This is a genomic window from Mycolicibacterium novocastrense, assembly GCF_001499835.1.
GTDB classification, from domain to species: Bacteria; Actinomycetota; Actinomycetes; order Mycobacteriales; family Mycobacteriaceae; genus Mycobacterium; species Mycobacterium novocastrense.
Window position 1 is genome coordinate 107,158 of the sequence record NZ_LQIH01000007.1, and the last position, 20,702, is coordinate 127,859.

Consider the following 20,702-nt stretch of genomic DNA (forward strand, 5'->3'; position numbering starts at 1 on the left):
GCGTACGCAGCAGGCGCCTTAGTCCTCCTTGCGGATCAACCGGCCCAAGGCCTCCCGGTCGGGATTCAGCAGTTCCTCGATCCGCTGCTGGTTGATGTCGGCGACAATGATCTCGCCGACCTCCTGGTACACGTCGGTGAAGATGCCGTGCGACTTCATCTTCTCGGTCTGATAGATGTTGTCCTCGGTCGGCGTGACGTAGTACATGATCTCGGGCTTGAACCGGTGGATCAGCCACAGGTGGACCACGCTCATCAACCGCTTCTGGCGCAGCTTCTCGGCGAACGTGTTCTGGTCGCGCACCGTCAGGATGCTGCGCCCGTGCCGGTCCTTGATCGGGTCGACGATCACGTTGGCCAGTTTCTCGTCCTCACCGTCGCGCTCACCGAAGATGCCCAACTCGAGCACGTCTGACCCCGGCCGCGTCGGGCGCAGTTGCACCCGCAGCTTCTCGTCGAGTTTGTAGTGCTCGCCCCACATCGCCAGCCACTCCTCGAGCAGCTTCTTCGGCACCTCGGTCTGCACGAGATGCTGGTGCTGGGTCGAGCCCTTGCCCATCGCTTTGGTGGTCGCCAGGCGGCCCGACGACGCGGCGAGCGCGGCATCGCTGCGCGGCCCGCCGACAAGTGTTTGCGGTGTGCGATAAGGCGATTCGACCAGGCGCATCTTGCGCTGCAGTCGCGCCAGCGCGAGCATGCCGTCCTGGCGCAACGCGGTGGCGAACTCCTCGGACGCGACACCGTCGACCTGATGACCGCCGTAGGTGATGAAGTTGAAGACGAACCCCATCTTTCCGAGTTCCTCGGGGAAGGCCCGCATCTCGTCGTCGGTCATGCCGGTGGTGTCCCAGTTGAACGAGGGGGACAGGTTGTAGGCCAGCATCTTCTCGGGGAACTCGGCGTGAATCGCCTCGGCGAACTCGCGCGCATCGGCCAGATCGGCGGTCTTGGTCTCCATCCAGAGGATGTCGGCGAACGGTGCGGCGGCAAGCGATTTCGTGATCGCATACGGGATCCCGCCGCGAACCTGGTAGTAGCCCTCCGGGGTCTTGGCCAGCTCGCAGTCCCAGCCGACGGCCGCCCCGATCTCCCTGGCCTTCTCACGCGCGGTGTACAGCGGCGCGCGCTCGGCGAACGCACGCCACTCCGCGACGCTCATGTCGAGTTGTTCGCCCTCGCTCTCGCGGAACTCGAGCAGCTCGGCGACCGCCTCGCCGTAGGTCATCAGGCCGGCATCGACCTGCCAGGCGTCGACAGCCTTCGATTCGACCCGGTCGAAGATCGCGTCGATCTCGCCGTCGGGGCGATCCTGGTACTCCGAGGCGGCCTCGGCGACCGCGTCGCCGATGCCGTGGTGGTCGAGCCAGGCGTTGGCGGTGGCGTACTCGCCTTCGGGCAGCGCGTAGAGCAGATGTCCGTTGAGTTCGGTGACGCCCGCCTCGTAGAAGCGCCGCATCATCGCCAGGTAGCACGACTTGTACGACGGCACCTTGAGGTTGGTCACGCCGAGCAGGAACGGTTGGTCGCGCTCGTCGGCGCGGCTGTCGATCAGGTTGGCCGCCTCGGCGTCGGTGCGGGCCACGATGATGCCGGGGACCCGCATGATGTCGAGCTGGAAGCGCGCGGTGTTGAGCCGTTTGATCTGTTCGTCGGACGGCACCAGCACCTTGCCGCCCTGGTGGCCGCACTTCTTGGTGCCCGGCCGCTGGTCCTCGATGTGGTAGCCGGGTACTCCGGCCTCGACGAACCGGCGAATCAGGTTGCGCACGTGGGGATCTCCGCCGTGGCCGGTGTCGGCGTCGGCGATGATGAACGGGCGGAAGTCGACGGCGGGTGTCGCGGCGCGTTGTTCTTCGGACATCTGCAGCCGCAGGTACTGCTGGTTGCGGTCGGCGGTGAGCAACGCCCGCACCAGGCCGGCGGCCTCCTCGGGCACCTGGCTAAGCGGGTAGCTGGCCAGGTCGGGTCCGGGGTCTTCGGTGGTTGACCCCTTGGCGGACGTCGCCCAGCCGCCGAGGTAGATGCCCTCGATGCCCATCCGCTTCATCGTCACGGCCTGGCCCGGCGAGTACGGGCCGAAGGTGGTGATGCTCTTCTTCTGCGCGAACAGTTCGCGCAGGCGCTCGTAGAACGCCGTGGCGGCCTCGCGCGCCACGATGTAGTCGGAGGGAATCGTGCCGCGCTGTTCGGCGACCTGACGGGCCGAGTAGAGGCGGATGATCCCGTCGAATCTCGGGCTGTCGAAGTACCGCTGCGTGGCAGCGACCTCCTGGTCGAACGGGGTCGAAGGCGCGGCGTCCGTTTCGATGATGGCCATGTACCCACAGTACGACCCGGTGCTTGCCGGGGATGGCGTTATCAGCAGGGTGAAGCCCTTACGTCGACGCCTCGAAGGTGTCGACGACGTGCTCGGCGATCGCCAGCGCTGAGGTCGCCGCCGGTGATGGCGCATTGCGCAGCACCACGACGCGACCGCGGACGCTGATCCGGAAGTCGTCGACCAGACCGCCGTCGGGGTCCAGGGCCTGGGCCCGCACGCCGGCGGTGCCGGGCACCACGTCCTCGTCGCGCAGGGACGGCACGTAGGCCCTGGCGGCGGTGATGAATCGCCGCCGTGACAGTGATCCGAACACCTCGCGGACACCCGTGCGCCAGTGTCGGCGGGCGAACCGCCAGAACGCCGGCGTCGAGGCGATCCCGGCCAGATCGCGCGGTGAGACCGTGCCCCAGGAATAGCCCTCGCGCGCCAGCGCCAGCACCGCGTTGGGCCCGATGAGCACCTCACCGTCCACGCGCGGGGTGAGGTGGACACCCAGGAACGGATAGCGCGGGTCGGGCACGGGATAGACCAGACCGTTGACGAGATCGCGGCGGTGCGGTTTCAGCGCGTAGTACTCGCCCCGGAACGGCATGATCACCGGATTGGGGCCGTCCCCGGCCATCTCGGCGAGCCGGTCGCTGTGCAGACCACCGCACACGACCGCCCGGTCGAATCGCGCCTTCTCACCGTCTCCGGCGGTGCGGGCGCTGACCACCACTTCGATTTCACCGGCCCGCAATCCCGTCACCTCGTGTCCGAGAAGGACTTTCGCACCGGCCGCCACAGCGTCGGCGGCAAGCTCCCTGGTCACCTCCGCGAAGTCGACGATCGAGGTCGACGGGGAGTGCAGTGCCGCGATGCCGCGCACATGGGGCTCGAGTTCGTGCAGTTCCTCGGGCCCGATGATCCGCACAACTGGGACGCCGTTCGCCAACGCCCGCCGCTCGATGTCGGCGAGCCTCGCCTTCTCCTCGTCGGTGAGCGCGACGAGGACCTTGCCGCAGACGATCCGACGGATCCCACGCTCGGCGCAGAACTCTTCGAGCAAACCGACCCCGCGACGACAGAGCACGGCCTTCTGTGAGCCGGGTTGGTAGTACAAACCGGCATGCACGACCCCGCTGTTGCGGCCGGTCTGATGCGATGCGAGACGGTCTTCCTTCTCGAAGAGCGTGACATCGGATTCGGGGCGACGCCGCACGATCTCACGGGCCACCGCGACACCGAGGATGCCGCCGCCGACCACTGCGACCCGTTCGGTCATCGGCCGACCCCGCAACAGAAGGATGTAATCACCGTTCGGTTACGGTACTGCATCTCATTGGCCTTGGGCCAGGCGCGAATTGGCATTACGAGCAAACGAACCGGTACAAGTGATACAGCGCCATCGGTATGCGCGCAGTCGAGAAAGAGCAACGAACCATGAGACGCATCTACGCCTTGGTGATCGGCGTCGCCCTGTTGGTGACCCTTCCTGGGGTGGCGGCCGCCGCGCCGACGCGGTCCGCTGTCAACCAGCAGGCGGTCGACCAGGTCATCGCCCGCGGCCTGTCGCAGCGCGGCGTTCCCTTCTCCTACGGCGGAGGAGACGCGAACGGGCCGACGAAGGGCAGCGGCACGGCCGAGAACGTCGCCGGGCTCGACCGCGAAGGCCACATCGTGGGCCTTGATCCCGCGCTCAGCACCGTCGGTTTCGACGCGTCCGGCCTCATGGTCTATTCGTTCGCCGGTATCGGGGTCAAGCTGCCGCGGTCCTCGGGCGCGCAGTACAACGTCGGGCAGAAGGTGTTGCCGTCCGAGGCGCTGCCCGGAGACATGATCTTCTACGGCCCCAACGGGAATCAGAGCGTGGCACTGTTTTTGGGCAACGGTCAGATGCTGGAGGCCACCGAATCGGGTGTGGCGACGTCGCCGGTGCGGACCAACAACATGGCGCCGTATCTGGTTCGCATCATCAAGTGACGTCACTGAAGCCCTGACGCGGTCAGCACGCCGACCAGGCCGGTTCCCGCCTCGGCGACCACCTCGCCGACGGAGCACATCGGCAACCGGCTACCCGGTGCGATGTTGAGCGCGGTGACGTGCACGGCCGAAGTGTATGTGCGGCGCGACGATCGCTGATAAAGAGGACTGATGACGTCGACATTGGATGCCGCCGAGGGAATCGCCGGACGAGTGCGCACCTTGCGCCAGATCGTGCAGTCGGAGGCCGGTGAGTCGGAGCGGCTGCGCACGCTGAGCCCGGCCGTCGTCGAAGCGATGTGGGACACCGGCCTGATGACGGCGTTCAACCCCGCGTCCGCCGGCGGCAGCGAACCGTCGTTCGCCGAGATGATCGAGACCTGGATCGAGATGGCCTGGCAGGACGGATCGTTCGGCTGGGTCGGTATCGCCAACCTGCCGTCGTCGTTCGCCGCGGCCGCGTACTTGCCGGACGCTGGATTCGCCGAGGTGTTCACCGCGCATGACAACCGGGTCACGATGGGCGGGCAGTTCTTCCCGAACGGTCAAGGCACCGCCGTCCCCGGTGGGTACCGGCTGACCGGGTCGTGGAGCTTTGGTTCGGGGATCGGGCATTCGCAGTATGTCGCCGCGGGCTTCCTGCCGATGGACGGGACCGAGATGCGTTGGGTCAGCGAAGGTGTGCCGGACATGCAGATCGCCATCCTGCCGCGTGAACAGGTCAGCTTCAACGACGGTTGGCACGTGCAGGGCCTCAAGGGGACGGGCTCCTACGACTACAGCGTCGAAGACGTGTTCGTGCCCGCCGAGCGCACATTCGCGTTGTTCACCCGCGAGCCGCTGCGCGGATCGTCGCCCGCGACTCGGATGGGCATGATGCCCGTCACCGCAGCCGGGCATGCGTCGTGGGCGCTCGGCGTCGCCAAGAGCATGCTCGACGACGTCGAGGAGCTGGCCGCCACGAAGTTCCGGATGAGCGATATGGCGTCGCTGGCCAGTCGCCCGACGTTCCAGAAGGGGCTGGCCCATCACGTGGCGGCCTGGCGGGCGGCGCGGCTGCTGGTGCTCGACGCGTTTGCGACCGCTGAAGCCAGTGTGGCGGCGGGGGAGGACCTCACCCCGGCCCTGCGCGCGGACATGAGAGTCGCTGCCGTGTACGCCACCGACGTGGCGCGCCAGTGTGCGGAGTGGGCACATCTGGTCGCGGGCACCAGCTCGATCCGCGAGGGCAGCCGTCTGGAACGCGCGTTCCGCGACATGTACACCGGTACCCAGCACGCGTTCATCAGTGAGAAGGTGGCGATCGACGCGGCTCAGGTCTGGCTGGGCATCATCGACGACCAGTTCGGCCTCTGATCACCCCGCGCGGGCGACGAATTCGGCGATGATGCGGCCGAGTTCGTCGCCCTGTCCGGCGTTCGCAGGACACCCGGCTCGGTCACCGGTCGATCGATTCGAGGACACCCTCGGCGATCATCGTGCTCAGCGTCTTGCGGTCGAACTTTCCGCTGGGCAGGATCGGGATCTGCTCACTGGAGGCCAGCACCCAGCGGGTCGGCACCTTGTACGCCGACAGGTGCGTGCGGGCATGGGCGGCCAACGTGTCGACGTCCACGCCGGCGGCGGTGGGCACGACCACCGCGCACACCAGCTCCCCGCGGCGGGCGTCGTCGATGCCGAGCACGAGACACTGTGCCACGGCGGGAGATTCCTCGAGGACCGCCTGGACTTCGAGCGGTGAGACGTTCGCGCCGGCGGCCTTGATCATGTCGGTCGTCCGGCCGACGTAGAACAGCCGCGGGTCACCGGGTCTGCGGTAGACGCGGTCACCGGTGTGGTACCAACCGTTTTCGTCGAACGTCTCCCACCGTTCGCGCTTGTTGTAGCCGGCCATCACGCCGATGCCGCGGATCAACAGTTCGCCGACCTGCCCGTCGGGTACCGGTGCGCCGTCGTCGTCGACGATGCACATGTCGGTGTAGACGAACCCGCCGGCGGTCTCGGACATGGTGCGGTGGACGGGATATCCGTCGGGTACGTCGACCATCGCGATGTCCAGCGGGCCGTCGCGCAGCATCGGCGCGCAGGACAGATCGCGGTCGGAAAAGCTCGGATGCTCCCGGAGCCGCTGGGTGAACGCGGGCCATCCGACGACTCCGGCGGCCCGTTCGCGCTCGATCAGATCGAGTGCCCCCTCGGCGTCCAGACGCGGCATGACGAGCACGGTGACGGGTTCGTGCAGCGCACCGGTCACCGCGAGCAACCCACCGACCCAGAAGAACGGCATCGCGCACATAATCCGCACCGCGCCTTCGCTTTTGGATACAGCACGGATCGCGTTCGGCCATGTCGAGGTCTGTCGCACGAGGGTGCCGTGTGTGTGCATGACGCCTTTCGGGTCCGCGGTCGACCCCGAGGTGTGGATGACGACGGCCAGATCGGCGGGGGAGACCTCGGCCTCGGCGGCGGACAGCAGCGCGTCCGGTTGGCCGTCGGCGTCACCGTCCCACGGAGTGGCCCAGGCGGGAACCTGGCCGTCGACGAACACGATCCGACGCAGGTACGGTGCGCCCGTCATCGCCAACCGCCCGCCCTGCTGTGTCGTCAGCTCCGGCCAGGCCGCTTCGAATCGGTCGGCGACATCGATGCTCAGCACGCGGCTCGGGGCGATGATCAGCGCGATGTCGGCCAGCCGCGCGACTTTGGCGATCTCCGCCGGCGCGTAGAGCGTGCTCAGCGGCACGACCAGCGCGCCGATGCGGGAGGCGGCCAACCACCACAGCACCCAGTCCACCCCGTTGGGGAAGAACAGGCCGATGCGGGTTCCCTTACCGACGCCTTCGCCCAGAAGCCACCGCGCGATGCGCGCCGAGCGCTCATGAGCCTCGCGGTAGGTGAGGCGATCCGTCGGGGTGACCAGATAGGTGTGGTCGCCGAACTCGTGGCACGCGCGGGCCAGGAGCGCGGGCACGGTCGGTCGCGGCTGCTGCGTCACCCCGCGATTGTCTCCGACGCGTACTGGGCGACCGCACGAGGCGGTCGCCCAGTGGCGTCAGCGGGACTCAGGCGCCCAGCGTGGCCTGGATGTCGCCCTTCATCGCGGCCAGCTGCGAACCCCAGTAGCCCCATCCGTGGGTGCCATTGGCGGGGAAGTTGAACGTGCCGTTGCCTCCGCCGGCTGCTTCGTAGGCCTGCTGGAAGTTCTTGTTGCTGTCCAGCGTGATGGTCTCGAGGAACTGGCCGGCGATGTCGCCGCCGCCGCCGAGTTCGGACGGGACGCCGTTGCCGCAGTACACCCAGATGCGGGTGCCGTTGGCCACCAGCTTGCCGACGTTGACCGTCGGGTCGTTGCGCTTCCAGGCCGAGCTGCCGGGTGGGCCCCACATCGCCGTGGCGCTGAAGCCGCCCGAGTCGCGCATCGCGACGCCGACCAACAGCGGCCAGATGCCGTCGGAGAGGTTGAGGAAGCCCGACAGCGAGGCGGCGTAGCGGAACTGACCCGGGTGGTAGGCGGCCAGGATCAGCGCAGCGCTACCCGACATGGACAGACCGACCACCGCGTTGCCGCTGGGCGAGATGCCCTTGTTGGCAGCCAGATACGCGGGCAGTTCGGAGGTCAGGAAGGTCTCCCACTGGTAGGTGTAGGTGCCGCCGTTGCCGACCGCGGGTCCCTGCCAGTTGGTGTAGAAGCTGGACATACCGCCGACCGGCATCACGACCGACAGACCGGACTCGAAGTAGTTCTCGAACGCGGCGGTTTCGATGTCCCAGCCACTGTTGTCGTCGCGCGCCCGCAGGCCGTCGAGCAGATAGACCGCGTGCGGGCCACCGCCCTGGAACTTGACCGGGATGTCGCGGCCCATGGCGGCCGACGGGACCATGAGGGTCTCGACCGGAAGCCCCGGCCGTGAGTACGCCGCGGCGGTGGACGTTCCACCCGCCACCGCGACCAGGCCCGGTATGAGCAGGGCCGCCAGCGCGCCGGCCATCATGCGGCGCGCCCAACTGTGTCGCATTGTCATCGCTCTTGAACTTTCCTGGTCGAGGGATACCGCCGAGCGGTCGTCGCGGTGGACGGACCGGAGCCGGGTCGGGCTGCCGGTTCAGGCGCTGCTGCTTCACACCTGCCGCGATACTTCGGGCGCCCGCCGCGCGTAGCCGCTGCTGACGGTTATGTCGACACCGAGGGCGGTCCCGTTACCGGAGAGTGGGCGGCGTCACCGTTGCGCCGGAGGGCCGCACGGGCCTATTTGCCGTTGGTCGGCAGGCGTTTGCGCACGTAGGTTTTGAGCTCGGCGGACAACGCGTCGGCTGCGAGCAGCTCTGGAAGCAAGGAAGCGTCAGACATCCTGGCGCGGAACGCCAACTCGACGGTCACGTCATGGTCCGGGCGGTGCTCGACGGAGATCTCGTCGCCCGCGCCCACCGTTCCCGGTGAGATGACGCGAAGATAGGCACCGGGTTTGGCGGCCGCGGTGAAGGTCTTCATCCAGCGGTCGATTTGCAGGAACGCCGCGAAGGTGCGGCACGGCGTGCGCGGAGCCGAGACTTCGAGCAGCAGACCGTCGGTGCCCACGCGCCAGCGTTCACCGATGCGCGCCTGTGTCACGTCGACGTTCGTGGTGGTGAGGTTCTCGCCGAACATCCCGTTGGTCAATTGGCGATCGAGTCGAGTTTCCCAGTCGTCCAGGTCTTCTCGCGCATATACGTAGACCGCTTGATCGTCACCGCCGTGCAGCTTGGTATGGCCGATGGTGTCGCCGACGAGTCCGCTACCCAGACCGCCGCGCATCGGACCCGGCGCGCGCACCGCGACCCGGTCCGACACAGCGGCCTTGTCGATACCTGTTGACCGCGACGGCGCATCGGGATTGACCCGCACTCGCGCGATATTGACCGACAGCACTTCTGCCACCCGGACAGGTTAACGACGGAGTGGGCCGCCCGCCTCGCAGGATCTCTCGCCTGCAGTTGCACTCAAACCCTTCCAAGGCGCTACTACCGAGCGTAGTATTCGCGGGGCCGGTGTCGACGACGGAATGGTGTAACCGTGAAGTGGAGTTTCGCCCAGGTAGGCCTGTTGGTCCTCGCGATTTTCCACGTCGTCCAGGCGGTCATCGGCTTCATCGTCGAGCCGAGTTTCGCAACGGGCCCGGGCGCGCCGACCGCACAGGTTCTCGGGATGGACTACAACGGATGGCACGCTGTCGCCGGGCTGGCCCTGTTCGGCCCGGGACTGGTGTTCGCGTTGCGCAAGTCGTGGGCGGTGTTGTATCTGCTCGTCGCGGCGGTGGCGGGCGCGTTGCCGGGCATCTGGGCGTTCTTCTCACACCAGGTGGCGTACGTGTTCACGTTCCCCAACAACATCACCGACGCGGTGGTGCACCTGGTGACCGCCGCGGTGATGCTGGCGGTGGCCGGTATTCAGATCCGCATCGACGGCGGATTGCAGAACTCGCTTGCCGACCTGCGTAAGGGGTCGTGACCCGGGCCGCCGCCTCCGCTAGTGTGCGCTCAGATCGTCAAAAGTCGTGATACGGCGTGGATTTGCGATCTGAATGCACACTAGAGGCGCCGGCTACTCGGCGTCGTCCTCGTCGTCGGCCGAGGGGATTCCCTCGGGCGGTGGCGTCGAATACGCGGGAGCTGTCGGCGGGACCCCTTGCTCTGCGCCCTCACCCTGATCCGCGTCGTCCGAGGCCTGTTCGGGTGAGCTCATCATTTCTCTCCTAGTCCACGATCGTCTCGCCGAGCGATACCCGTACCCATGGTGAAGAAAACCGAATAGTTGGGTTCGGTAGCCGAACGGTTCTCGTGTACTTGCCCGAGGACGCGCATCGAGCGCCGCACGAGCAAGAGGACGAAAGATGAACACAACGCACACCTCGAAGCGAATCCTCGGCGCGGCAGTGATGTCGGTCACGATCGCCGCCGTCGGGTTCGGATCCGCAGCGGGCACGGCCCAAGCACTGCCCGGTGGGCCGGCGCCGCAACAAGCCTGGCCCGGATGCCCGGATGCCAATCCCTCGGGACCCTGCCGCTGGTGCCCTGGTGATCCGCCGGTGCAGACCGGAAACCTGCGGGTGAATCCGGTGGTATGGGACAACTCCGTATGCCACACCTATTGGTACGTCTACCACGGGCAGGGCAACGTCGCGCAGAACATCTTCGAAGGCGAGGCGCCACCGCCGCCGCCACCGCCGCCGCCCGGCTTCACTCCACCCCTCCCGCCGGGCTGGTGCTGGTCGCTGTTCCTCCCCGGGCCGTGCCCTCAGGGCTGATTTCGCCGGAGCTAATATCGGCCGATGGGTGAGCCGCAGCTGACCGATGACGGCCACTTCATCGTCGTCAACGGTCGCCGGTGGCGCGCCACTGATCCGGCCATACCCGAGGATCGGCGGGCCGAGCTGACCCGCATACTCATGGCATGGCGCCGAGAAGTGCGCCGCGCCAAGGGAACTGACCGCGAAATGGCCGCACGTGCCGGTGTGCACGCAGCCAAGGTCGCATTGGGGGAGCGGGGTTCGCCGCCATGGTGGGAGCAGACCGACGAAAAGCGTCGCCAGCGATATCAGGCCGACGTAGCCTCGCCCGAAGACGACTGACCTCGCGCGTCAGACGCACCGCGCTGGCTGTCGGGCCGGCCGGTGTAGCCATGTCTCAGCACAGGCGGATGAGCTCAATTCGCTTCTCCGCCACCATGGGTGGCTATCGTGAGTTGGCATGCAGGGCTGGACCGCCACCGCGGCCTTCGGACGCTCGGACTGCGAACGCCTCGATGACGCCCTGCTCGCCCAGCCCGTCCTGGCCCTCACCAGCCTGGCGTACGTCGCTGTGGGGGTAGCCGTCCTGTGCTGGGCCCTGCGCGGTAGAGCGGTGCTGGCGGTGACCGCAGGGGTGGCGCTCATCGCCGTCGGCTTGGGCAGCTTCATCTTCCACGGGCCCCAACCGCCGTGGGCCGGCCCGGTCCACGACTGGCCCATCATCCTTTTGGCGGTGGTGTGCGCGATCGGTGCGGCCCGCACCGCGCGAGCGCGGCGGTCGGCGTGGGTCGCGGCCGCGGCGGTCTTCGCTCTCGGCCTGGCCGCCTATGCCGCTGGGCGCACGGGCTCGCCGCTGTGCCGGCCCGACAGCCTGTGGCAGTACCACGGCGTCTGGCATGTGTTGTCGGGTGCCGCAGCGGGATTAGCCGCCTGGGCCATGGTGCCCGCACGTCAGTATCGTTCACGTCGATGCCGTTAGATCGAACGCCGCGAGGCCGCGTCCGCCGCGGCCTACGCAATGCGCTGCGCGGCCCCCGCGATCCGGCGCCCGTCGCGGGTCAGCGGCGTCGCCGTTCCGACGGGATGGGTGATCTGCATACCCGCAAGGTGCTCGATCTGACGATCCGCCTCGCCGAGGTGATGCTGTCTTCGGGCTCGGGCACCGCCGACGTCGTCGCCACCGCTCAGGACGTCGCCCAGGCCTACCGACTGACCGACTGCGTCGTCGACATCTTCGTCACCACCGTCATCGTGTCCGCGCTGCCGACCGCGGACAGTCCACCCGTCACCATCGTTCGGGCCGTACACAACCGGTCGACGGACTACACCCGGTTGGGCGAACTCGACCAGCTGGTTCAGCGGATCACCTCCGGCGGTGTGACGGTCGATCAAGCACACGATGCGATGGACGAGTTGACCGAGCGGCCGCATCCCTATCCACGGTGGCTGGCGACCGCGGGCTGGGCGGGTTTCGCGCTCGGCATCGCGATGCTGCTCGGCGGCGGCTGGTTGACCTGCATCCTGGCCGCGCTCACGTCGGGGGTCATCGACCAGGTGGGGCGCCGACTCAATCGCGTGGGTACGCCGTTCTTCTTCCAACATGTCGCGGGCGCGGCCATCGCGACCTCGGTCGCCGTGGCGGCCTTCCTGTATGCCGATATCGGACCGACGGTCATGGTGGCCACCGGCATCGTGGTGCTGTTGTCGGGATTGACCTTCGTCGGCGCGATGCAGGATGCGGTGACGGGCTACATGCTGACCGCGCTGGCCAGGCTCGGGGAAGCGGTGTTGCTGACGGCGGGCATCGTCGTGGGCATTCTCGCGGGCCTGCAGATCGCCCAGATCGCCGGCGTCACCATCTCGCTGCACGTCGATGCGACAGAATCGTTCATCGCGCCGAGCGGGGCGGTACGGATCTCGCTCGCGGTGTTTGGCGCGGCGCTTGCCGGCGCCTGCCTGACCGTGGCGAGCTATGCGCCGATGCGGGCCATCCTGACCGCCGGACTCGCGGCCGGGCTCGCCGAGGCGGTCCTGATCGCCCTGGGCAACGCCGGGTTCGGTCAGGTGTTCGCGAGCGGTGCCGCCGCGGTCGGCGTCGGTCTCGTCGCCACGCTGATCTCCATCCGTCGGCAAGCGCCGGCCTTGGTGACGGCCACTGCGGGCATCATGCCGATGTTGCCGGGTTTGGCGGTGTTTCGCGCGGTCTTCTCCTTCGCCGTGGACGGCAACTTCGACAACGGCATCCGCCAGATGATGTCGGCGATCGCGATCGCGCTGGCCCTGGGCAGTGGCGTGGTGCTCGGTGAGTTCATCGGCTCGCCGCTGCGCTTCCGCGCGGGCCGGATCGGCGACTTCCTCCGCAAGGAAGGACCACCGGGGCTGCGTCGTGCGGTGGGCCGCGTTGTGCATCTGCAGCCGGCCGACGATCAGCCGGCCGAGATGGTCCCGCGGACGCGAAGCGTCGCGCTGCAACCTGAGCCGTCCGGTGACACCCGAGACGATGCCGAGAACGACGACACGGAGCGCGACGAGAGCCGTGAGCAGCAGTAGGCGCGGACACGCCCTGGTTTGGCCGCAGCAAATGCAGGCTATAAATTCGAAGCATCGGATTCGTGACTAGCGCTGGAGGCATGCTCATGAGGTTTCGCAAGACCACGCTGGCTGCCATCGCAGGCGGCTTGACCGCGACGACTCTAGGGCTGAGCACTCCGGCAAGCGCGCAGCCGTCTCCACCGCCGCCCCCTCCGCCGCCGGCCCTGGCCGCTGAAATACCGCCGCCTCCGCCTCCGCCGGGTATGGCTCCACCGCCGGCCAGGCCGATGGCCGGGGAACCGGTGCCGGCATGGGCACCGCGGAAGCCCGCTGAGTTCTGGCTCGGCGAGCCCGTCGTGTGGCACTCGGGGTGGGGCGGACGCTGGGGCGTGTGGAAGAACGGCGCCTTCATCCACTTGTCGAAGAACCCGGTCACCGCCGGCGGCTGACCGTGGCGGTCAGCTCGAGGCGTCGAGGATCTTGATCGCGAAAATCAACGAGTCGCCGGGCTGGATTCCCGCGGCGGGCTGACCCTCGGGATACCCGTCGGCGGACGTCATCGCCACGGCGACCGTCGAACCGACCTTCTGCCCGGCGATGGCCTTCTGGAAGCCCGGCACAACTCCGTCGAGCGGGAAATCGACTGGCATACCCCGCTCGTAGCTGTTGTCGAACACGGACCCGTCGCGACCGTTGACCCCCATGTAGCAGACGAAGACCGTGGCGGTCTCGGAGACGACCGGACCGTCACCGGGCTTCAGCGTGTGTACCTGGGTCTCGGACACGCTGAACGGCGGTTGCACGTTGATCAGCGGCGCCGTCGAATCGGTCGATCCGGTGACGGCGACGCTTCCGGTGTCGCCGTTGAGCGTCCACTCCGGTGCGCCGCCGATCTGTGGCGGCGCCGTCGGGCACATGGCGCTGGCGGGATCGCCGGTCTCCACCGGTGGGGGGATGAACTCGTCGGCCAGCGAGGACGTGCTCGTCGGTGAGGTCGTGTCGGTCGATGAAGCTTCCGTGTCAGAGCCGCAGGCGGAGAGAGCCAGAACCATCGATGCGGTGCAGGCGATCAGCCCGACAGGAAGAGACACACGCGAGGAATTCACGGTCGCCACGCTACAGACAGTGGCGCCAACGCTGTGCCGGTGGGCTGAGAGGCCGCGAGTGTGAGTTCCGATACGGCTGGCCCGGCGGGTCGCGGATGAAATCGCACTATCGGCCGCGCTCTGTGCGACGGTTGCGGGGGACAGCCTGCCGAAGAGGGGCGCGATGGCGAGGCACGAAGCGGTGGTGTGCGGAGCGAGCATGGGTGGACTGCTCGCCGCGAGAGTGCTGGCAGACGCGTACGACTCGGTCACCGTCGTCGAGCGCGACGAACTGCCCGCCGACGCATCGCAGCGGGCGGGCGTGCCCCAGGGCCATCACCTGCACATGATGACGAGTGCGGGGTTGAAGATCCTCGACGAGATGTTGCCCGGGGTAATCAAGGAGTTGAGAGCGGCCGGCGCACCGCTCATCGACACCCGCGACCTGTCGGCGGTATACGTCGAGGTCCGTGGGCATGCGCTGTGTCGAACGGGCGCATTGGCCGACCCCGATGCGATGCCTGTCCAGCCGGCCAGTCGACCGCTGCTGGAATTCGTTGTTCGCCAACGGGTTTGCGCGCTACCCAATGTCAAAGTGCTGGAGGGTCACGATGCCGTCGAGCCCGTACTGAGCGATCGCGCGGTAACCGGCGTTCGTATCGGTGACCGCAGCGGTGCCCGACAGTGGACCGTGCCGGCCGATCTCGTGGTAGACGCGACAGGCCGCTCGGCCCGTACACCGGCTTTCCTTGCGGCGCATGGATTCACACGCCCGGCCGAGCGGTCGTATCCAGTGCAGCTCTGTTACGCCAGCCAGCTTTTTCGAATGGCGCCGGGGGCGCTGGACGACAAGGTGGTCTTCGTCAGCCCGACACTGGAACGCCCGACCGGCGTCGGCATGCTCGCCTACGAAAACGACACGATGATCGTGACGCTGATAGGCGTCGCCGGACACCGGCTTCCCACCGAACTGCCGGCGGTGTTGGCCGCCGTGGCCGAATGCGTACCGCCGGAAATCAGCGCAGCACTCGCCGACGCCGAGCCGCTGGGGGAGACGCATCACCGCCACTTCCCGACCAGCGTGTGGCGTCGCTATGACAAGCTGTGCGCGTTTCCGCAGGGGCTGTTGGCGATTGGGGACGCGGTGTGCAGCTTGAACCCGATGTACGGCCAAGGGATGACCTCGGCGCTGATGCAGGCCCGCAGCCTTCGACAGTTCCTTGCCTTCGACGGTGAACCCTTGAGCCAGGTCTATTTCGGCGATGTCGCACGGCGGGTCGCGCCGTTGTGGTGGGCCAACCGGCTCAACGACTTCGGCTTCACCCCCGCGAGCGGATGGAGGTCGTTCCCGCAGCGAGTGTTCAACCGCTACACCACCGCCTATATGGCCGCCGCGTCGACAGACATGGCGCTCACGGAAACGTTCCTGAGGGTGCTGCACGGGGTCGACCCGGGAACGACGCTGATGCGCCCCGGACACGTGGCGCGGGTCATCACCAACGGCAGGCGCGACGGTCAGTAGTCCCATGCGGTCGGAACGCACCGGAAGACATCGCCGGCGGTCGCGACTCGACACACCGATGGGAACGGCAGGTGAGTGGCGACCAGGGACTCGCCGGTCGCCGCCAGCTCCCGCAGGAGCTCTATCCGTACCCGGGCCGACTCTTCTGGATCGTGCTCGAACCCGTTGTGCCACTCGGGGTTATCGAATCCAGGTGCGAAGACGGCGTCGCCGGCGAACGTCAACCGGTCGCCTCCGGAGTCGAGGCGGACGATGGCGTGGCCCGGGGTGTGGCCTCCGGTACGAGCGACGAGCACCCCCGGGGCCAGTTCGTACTCCGTCTCGAAGGTCCGCATGTGGCCGCGGTACTCGTCGAGGAACCGTGAGGCTATCGACCGGAGCGCATCTGGAACCGGGGCAGGCATATCGGTGTGGGAGAAGTCGGGTGCTTCCCAGAACTCGGCCTCCGCGGCGGCAACATGGACCCGTAGATCAGGGCGCAACCGTTCCTTCAGCCCCTTGGTGAGCAGTCCGCCGACGTGGTCCATATGCAGGTGGGTGAGCACCACGTCGGTCACCGCCGAGGGATCGATACCGGCGGCCTCCAAACGATGGACCGTCTGCCCGGCCCGCGGGAAGTCCGGGAACTCCACGCCAAGCCCGGCGTCGACCAGGATGGTCCGCTCACCGGTGCGGACCACGACCACGTTGAGCGGCCAATCGAGCACGTCTCTGGGAAGGAACCGGTCGTCGAGCCAACTCCCGAACTCGGTCGGGTCGGCATTGGTCGCCATCGTCCGGGCCGTGATCGGTAGCACCCCATCGCTGATGACCAGCACCTCGATGTCACCGACCTGCACCGCGTACCGCGACGGAACCAACTCGTCGAGGGTCGTCGAACCCAAATCCGAGATGCTGTCCACGCTCATGGCTGTCCTCCTGAGGGCCTTACCGGATATCACTTCTCATCTCTGGAGAACGCCTTCAGGTGACGCGATTTATCCAGTCGGTGGCGCGCAACCTTTGTCGCGCCTGAAACGGTTCGACTGCCGGTGTGCCGGTTACATGTAGGAGTTGTGACGTCCACAGCGGATCGCCACGGTCGCGCGCACCTTCGGATAGCGGGCGACCTGGACGACCGCGGTCATGGTGATGGCCGCTCAGTTGCTAGGGGCGGTTTGCCTCAGCGTTTGTGACCGGTCGCGCTACAGGTGATCTCAGCGGGGCGCGGTGACCAGGAGTTCGTGATCTCCGGCAGCCCAGGCGGATTCGAACACGTCGGTGGTCACGTGCTCGCCCTTGGTGTCGTCGCCGCCGCTGTCGCCGAGGTAGACGGCGTCGTTGTCGTAATCGATGGCGGCGACGGTGACCAGGTGACCGCATCCCGTCCGATCGCCGTCACCATCCCAGATGGTGTTGGAATTCACGCACACAATCGCCTGCCGTCCGTCACCCAAATAGTCCGCCAACGCGTCCATTCCGGTGGCGAGGCCACCCTTGGCAGCGGTGTCGTCGTTGGTGTAGTCGGCTTTGATTCCGTAGTGCTTGAGCAGGAGCAGAAGGTCGGTCGTGCAGGTGCCGTGCCCGACACCGCCGTCACTGGGGTCGATGCTCTCGTCATACACCGGTTCACCCGGGTCGCACTCGCTCGGAGTCTTGGCCGCGAGATCGATGATTTCCCGTTCGGTGGGCGGTGCTCCGGTGATCTCGCCGACCACCATGCGGGTCGCCATCAACCCGCAGTCGCTTTCGGTCTGTTGCTCCCAGTAGTGGAGGGCGGCCGCAGGATCTCCATAGACGCCGCCGGTGATCTCGGGCTGGCCATCGCCGTCCTCGTCTTTGACGATCAGTTGACCCTGTTGATCTTCTGGTTTCGCCTCGGCTTGTTGAGCCGCCGTTGATTCGTCGGCTGTTGCCGCCGGTGACTCGTCGGGCTCTGTGCCACCACCGCAGGCGGCCCCGGCAACGATGGTCAGACTGGCGATTACGGTTGCGGCGAAGGCCTTCCGGCTTCTTTCGCTTCGCTGGCGAAGTGGCACCTCGCGAAGTTAGCAGACGCCTGTGAGTTTCCTGGGCATTATTGACGCGCCTGTCGCGCACCTCGAGGCAACCGATCGCCCATCGACAGCGCGGCTATCCGTGGATAGAGGATCGCTGGGCCAAGCCATCGAGCGACGAAGCCACGCAGTGCGGCGCCCTTGCGGATCGGCTGCCCAGGATCGGTCAGCATGGATTGCAATGTGCGCAAGGTTATTTCGGCGAGTTCTTCGAGAGCTGTGCTGTCGAAACCGTGAAGCTGCCAATCGACGTCGAGCTGATGGAAAAATGACAGGCAGAATGACGTCGCCGTGTCGGAGGTCAACGAGGTGACCGCTTCGCCGTCCTGTCGCCGGGCCAGTAGGCCCTCCAGCTGAGGATCGCCGGTGAGGGTCTCGACTGCGAACGACACGCATTCGACGATCGCCGTGACCGGGTCGTTGACACCGCTGACATGATCGACGACCTGATCGATGAAACCATCCACGGCACGCATCGCGCTGGCGATGAGCAACGCGTCAGAATTGGGGAAGTAGCGGTACACCGTTCGCTATGTCGCAGGGGGTGGTGACCCGTTTCTGGGCTACCACGGCGCCTCGATAAGGTGCCTCCGGCCATTGACTCAACAGGCTTGTCGGCAACCTTGCGGAAGTCGCCTCGATATTCGGTCGCGGGCGGAGAATCGATCCATGTCCACTGCGGTTTGGATTGTGGTTGCGGTATTCGCGGTCGGGGCTGTCGCCGGCGGGTTACTGCGGATCCGCGCCTGGTTGCAGAAGCCCGCACCACCGGAGGTGATCGAAGCCGCGCACCGTGACGACGAAGAGGACTGACGGTCACGACTCAAGTAAATCGGTGGGCTTACCAATGTCGTTGTGCCCCGAGGACCGGGAGGCGCAGCCTGAATGCTCTTTGGCCTGCCGGCTTGTCAAACTCACGAACCGCCGGGAATCACATCGTTAGGTGTAACGTTCCGGCATGGCTGCGAGGGAGAGGGTCAGCGAGTGTCGCGGGCGGATGCGAGAAGTGGGCCTGCGGCCGCTACAGGTCTGGTGCCGGGGGGCGCAGTCGAATACGGCGAAACTTTTCTGGTGACACGCTCTGTTCGCAGTCGTCGGGGGAGTGGCTGTCCGAGACCGGCGTGAACGCCGTGGTTTCTGCCGCGGTATGAGCAGTGCGACCGAACTAATTTAGTATCGCCCGCGCTGCGCGCTCTGCGATCAGCATGACCGGGGCGTTGGTGTTCCCGGAAGTGATGGTGGGCATCGCCGAAGCATCGGCCACCCGCAGGCCCGCGATGCCAAACACGCGACAGTCGGTGTCGAGCACCGTGGCGGCCGACCGTGGGATACCGCGTGCATCAAAGGCACCCATCGCGCAGGTGCCCACCGGATGGAAGATGGTGGTGCCCAATTCACGTGCGGCCGTCAGGAGGTCTTCGTCGCTGACCAGTTGCGAGCCCGGAAGCATTTCTTCCGGACAGTAGCGGGCTAGAGGAGGGGCGGCCATGATCTGCCTCGTCATCCGAAGGCCGCGCACGGCGACTTCACAGTCAGTATCAGTGGACAGGTAGTTGCAGCTGATCTTCGGATGGGTCAGCGGATCTGCATCGACCAGACGCACGTAGCCCCGCGAGGTGGGTCGCAGGTTGCACACCGAGGGAGTGATGGCGCCGAAGGGGTGCAGGGGTTCCCCGAATTTCGGCAACGACAACGGCTGCACATGCCACTCCATATCCGGGCTGGCCAACGCGGGGTCACTCTTGGCGAAAGCCCCCAGTGTGGACGGCGGCATCGTCAACGGCCCTGATCGCAGCAGCAGGTACTGAATTCCCATGCCCGCCCGGGTGATCCAATTCCGGTACAGCGTGTTGACGGTTCGCGCGCCCCGAACGCGGTAGACCGTTCGAAGCTGCAGATGGTCCTGGAGGTTTCCGCCGACTCCTGGCAGATCAACAACCACCGGCACGTGATGCTGGGTGAGCAACCCGGCCGGACCCAACCCCGAGACCTGCATCAGGTGAGGGGAGCCGATCGCACCGGCGCTCAGAATCACCTCTCGGCGGGCCCGAACGTCGACGATCTGGCCGTCTTTGAGCAGCCGCACGCCCGTAACACGGTTCCGGGCCGTGGTCCAGGCGCCGCGACGCTGATCGTCGCGGACCTGATCGTCCATCAGCAGGTGGAGAGCCTGAGTCTGCGTGTAAACGGTGAGATTGGGGCGGTGGGTGACGGGGTGGAGGAAGGCATCGGCCATCGACCATCGCCGGCCGCGTCGTTGGTTGACATGAAAGTAGGCGCTCCCGGAGTTGTCTCCGCGGTTGAACTCGTCGATCGGCTCGATGCCCACCTCGGCTGCGGCGGCCTGCCAGGCGTCCAGTATTTTCCAGCGCACGCGCGGCCGTTCGACCCGAATCTCGCCTGTAGCGCCGTGCCAGTCGTCGGCTCCGCCGAAGTAGTTTTCCAACTCTTTGTAGATCGCCAGTGTCTCGCCGGGAGAGTCTGGGCCGCCCCAACGCCAGCGCTCGTCTCCGGTGGCTTGCGCCCACAGCTCGTAATCGCTTGCCTGCCCGCGCATGTGGATCATCGCGTTGATCGACGAGCAGCCGCCGATCACGCGACCGCGTGCGTAGATGATGCTGCGGCCAGCCAGGCCTGGGTCGGGTTCGGTGGTGAAGCACCAGTCGGTGCGGGGGTTGGCAATGGTGTACAGATAACCGACCGGCACCTTGATCCAGAACCAGTTGTCTTTGCCGCCGGCCTCGATCAGGAGCACACGATGATCGGGGTTGGCGCTGAGCCGATTGGCGAGCAGGCAGCCTGCGCTGCCCGCTCCCACGACGATGTAGTCGAATTCGGCATCAAATCCAACTCCTTGATGGCCCCTGGATCTCACCGCTACCACATTAACGCGCAAGGTGGTTTTCGCACTCAGCGTCGGGCATGGTCGCGCCTGCCTTGCTAGCGCCAAAATTGGTGCGCTGAAGTCTGGTGCCGCCGCCTT

General features: G+C 66.8%; 22 protein-coding genes and 1 pseudogene. 11 read left to right on the plus strand and 12 right to left on the minus strand.

Features of this window, described 5'->3' with window-relative positions:
• Nucleotides 1–18: 18 nt before the first annotated feature.
• Together aceA and lhgO are read right to left on the minus strand one after the other, a co-directional pair.
• Nucleotides 19–2,316: an isocitrate lyase ICL2 gene (gene aceA / locus AU072_RS07615; protein ID WP_064350176.1), complete on the minus strand. Its 2,298-nt coding sequence runs from the start codon at nucleotides 2,314–2,316 to the stop codon at nucleotides 19–21.
• 58 nt (nucleotides 2,317–2,374) lie between these two features.
• Entirely contained in the window at nucleotides 2,375–3,583 is a 1,209-nt protein-coding gene (gene lhgO, locus AU072_RS07620) for an L-2-hydroxyglutarate dehydrogenase (protein ID WP_064413209.1), read from the minus strand.
• Between the two features lie 158 nt (nucleotides 3,584–3,741).
• On the opposite strand from lhgO, the gene ripD reads away from it, so the two are divergent.
• Nucleotides 3,742–4,281, plus strand: a complete 540-nt coding sequence (gene ripD, locus AU072_RS07625; RefSeq protein WP_064413264.1) for an NlpC/P60 family peptidoglycan-binding protein RipD — start codon at nucleotides 3,742–3,744, stop codon at nucleotides 4,279–4,281.
• A 2-nt stretch (nucleotides 4,282–4,283) separates the two neighbouring features.
• On the opposite strand, the gene AU072_RS28770 is transcribed toward ripD, so the two are convergent.
• Nucleotides 4,284–4,406 carry a hypothetical protein gene (locus AU072_RS28770; RefSeq protein ID WP_263987718.1) on the minus strand — a complete coding sequence of 41 codons (123 nt, stop codon included), beginning with the start codon at nucleotides 4,404–4,406 and terminating at the stop codon, nucleotides 4,284–4,286.
• Nucleotides 4,407–4,452: 46 nt separating this feature from the next.
• On the opposite strand from AU072_RS28770, the gene AU072_RS07630 reads away from it, so the two are divergent.
• Nucleotides 4,453–5,637 carry an acyl-CoA dehydrogenase family protein gene (locus AU072_RS07630; RefSeq protein WP_064413210.1) on the plus strand — a complete coding sequence of 395 codons (1,185 nt, stop codon included), beginning with the start codon at nucleotides 4,453–4,455 and terminating at the stop codon, nucleotides 5,635–5,637.
• A gap of 82 nt (nucleotides 5,638–5,719) precedes the next feature.
• Here the strand turns inward: AU072_RS07630 and AU072_RS07635 are convergent, their stop codons facing one another.
• The 3 genes from AU072_RS07635 to AU072_RS07645 all read right to left on the minus strand — a co-directional run bounded on the left by AU072_RS07635 (nucleotide 5,720) and on the right by AU072_RS07645 (nucleotide 9,196).
• Nucleotides 5,720–7,276 (minus strand): class I adenylate-forming enzyme family protein, encoded by a 1,557-nt coding sequence (locus AU072_RS07635; protein WP_064413211.1) that lies wholly within the window; start codon nucleotides 7,274–7,276, stop codon nucleotides 5,720–5,722.
• A gap of 67 nt (nucleotides 7,277–7,343) precedes the next feature.
• A complete protein-coding gene (locus AU072_RS07640; RefSeq protein ID WP_064350171.1) occupies nucleotides 7,344–8,303 on the minus strand; it encodes an esterase family protein in 960 nt (319 codons plus the stop codon).
• A gap of 224 nt (nucleotides 8,304–8,527) precedes the next feature.
• A complete protein-coding gene (locus AU072_RS07645; protein WP_064413212.1) occupies nucleotides 8,528–9,196 on the minus strand; it encodes an MOSC domain-containing protein in 669 nt (222 codons plus the stop codon).
• 135 nt (nucleotides 9,197–9,331) lie between these two features.
• Here AU072_RS07645 and AU072_RS07650 point away from each other — a divergent pair, with 135 nt between their 5' ends.
• Nucleotides 9,332–9,766, plus strand: a complete 435-nt coding sequence (locus tag AU072_RS07650) for a DUF4383 domain-containing protein (protein WP_064413213.1) — start codon at nucleotides 9,332–9,334, stop codon at nucleotides 9,764–9,766.
• 93 nt (nucleotides 9,767–9,859) lie between these two features.
• Here AU072_RS07650 and AU072_RS28265 read toward each other — a convergent pair whose 3' ends face one another.
• Nucleotides 9,860–10,000, minus strand: a complete 141-nt coding sequence (locus AU072_RS28265; protein WP_165595591.1) for a hypothetical protein — start codon at nucleotides 9,998–10,000, stop codon at nucleotides 9,860–9,862.
• A 148-nt stretch (nucleotides 10,001–10,148) separates the two neighbouring features.
• On the opposite strand from AU072_RS28265, the gene AU072_RS27510 reads away from it, so the two are divergent.
• The 5 genes from AU072_RS27510 to AU072_RS07670 all read left to right on the plus strand — a co-directional run bounded on the left by AU072_RS27510 (nucleotide 10,149) and on the right by AU072_RS07670 (nucleotide 13,525).
• Nucleotides 10,149–10,562, plus strand: a complete 414-nt coding sequence (locus AU072_RS27510; protein ID WP_064416693.1) for a hypothetical protein — start codon at nucleotides 10,149–10,151, stop codon at nucleotides 10,560–10,562.
• Between the two features lie 24 nt (nucleotides 10,563–10,586).
• A complete protein-coding gene (locus tag AU072_RS07655) occupies nucleotides 10,587–10,886 on the plus strand; it encodes a hypothetical protein (RefSeq protein ID WP_064413214.1) in 300 nt (99 codons plus the stop codon).
• A gap of 118 nt (nucleotides 10,887–11,004) precedes the next feature.
• Nucleotides 11,005–11,523, plus strand: coding sequence for a hypothetical protein (locus AU072_RS07660; protein ID WP_064413215.1), 519 nt, complete (start codon nucleotides 11,005–11,007; stop codon nucleotides 11,521–11,523).
• Nucleotides 11,514–13,094 carry a threonine/serine exporter family protein gene (locus AU072_RS07665; RefSeq protein ID WP_064413216.1) on the plus strand — a complete coding sequence of 527 codons (1,581 nt, stop codon included), beginning with the start codon at nucleotides 11,514–11,516 and terminating at the stop codon, nucleotides 13,092–13,094. Before AU072_RS07660 ends, AU072_RS07665 begins: the two co-directional genes overlap by 10 nt.
• Nucleotides 13,095–13,180: 86 nt before the next feature.
• Nucleotides 13,181–13,525 carry a hypothetical protein gene (locus AU072_RS07670; protein ID WP_064350226.1) on the plus strand — a complete coding sequence of 115 codons (345 nt, stop codon included), beginning with the start codon at nucleotides 13,181–13,183 and terminating at the stop codon, nucleotides 13,523–13,525.
• A gap of 9 nt (nucleotides 13,526–13,534) precedes the next feature.
• Here AU072_RS07670 and AU072_RS07675 read toward each other — a convergent pair whose 3' ends face one another.
• Entirely contained in the window at nucleotides 13,535–14,167 is a 633-nt protein-coding gene (locus AU072_RS07675) for an FKBP-type peptidyl-prolyl cis-trans isomerase (RefSeq protein ID WP_120270974.1), read from the minus strand.
• Between the two features lie 178 nt (nucleotides 14,168–14,345).
• On the opposite strand from AU072_RS07675, the gene AU072_RS07680 reads away from it, so the two are divergent.
• Entirely contained in the window at nucleotides 14,346–15,683 is a 1,338-nt protein-coding gene (locus tag AU072_RS07680; protein WP_064413217.1) for an FAD-dependent oxidoreductase, read from the plus strand.
• Here AU072_RS07680 and AU072_RS07685 read toward each other — a convergent pair.
• From AU072_RS07685 to AU072_RS07695, 3 genes and pseudogenes are all read right to left on the minus strand, one after another.
• On the minus strand, nucleotides 15,677–16,591 hold the full coding sequence (locus tag AU072_RS07685; RefSeq protein ID WP_064413218.1) for an MBL fold metallo-hydrolase: 915 nt from the start codon (nucleotides 16,589–16,591) through the stop codon (nucleotides 15,677–15,679). The two genes, AU072_RS07680 and AU072_RS07685, sit on opposite strands and share 7 nt — an antisense overlap.
• A gap of 288 nt (nucleotides 16,592–16,879) precedes the next feature.
• Nucleotides 16,880–17,701 (minus strand): C39 family peptidase, encoded by an 822-nt coding sequence (locus AU072_RS28130; protein ID WP_133147263.1) that lies wholly within the window; start codon nucleotides 17,699–17,701, stop codon nucleotides 16,880–16,882.
• A 38-nt stretch (nucleotides 17,702–17,739) separates the two neighbouring features.
• Nucleotides 17,740–18,249: pseudogene (locus tag AU072_RS07695) on the minus strand (TetR family transcriptional regulator); the annotation flags it as partial.
• A gap of 139 nt (nucleotides 18,250–18,388) precedes the next feature.
• On the opposite strand from AU072_RS07695, the gene AU072_RS28270 reads away from it, so the two are divergent.
• Nucleotides 18,389–18,532: a hypothetical protein gene (locus tag AU072_RS28270; RefSeq protein WP_165595594.1), complete on the plus strand. Its 144-nt coding sequence runs from the start codon at nucleotides 18,389–18,391 to the stop codon at nucleotides 18,530–18,532.
• A gap of 145 nt (nucleotides 18,533–18,677) precedes the next feature.
• Entirely contained in the window at nucleotides 18,678–18,794 is a 117-nt protein-coding gene (locus AU072_RS27515; RefSeq protein ID WP_082680681.1) for an antitoxin MazE-like protein, read from the plus strand.
• A 90-nt stretch (nucleotides 18,795–18,884) separates the two neighbouring features.
• Here AU072_RS27515 and AU072_RS07700 read toward each other — a convergent pair whose 3' ends face one another.
• Nucleotides 18,885–20,594 (minus strand): GMC family oxidoreductase, encoded by a 1,710-nt coding sequence (locus tag AU072_RS07700; protein WP_064413220.1) that lies wholly within the window; start codon nucleotides 20,592–20,594, stop codon nucleotides 18,885–18,887.
• Nucleotides 20,595–20,702 lie beyond the last annotated feature (108 nt).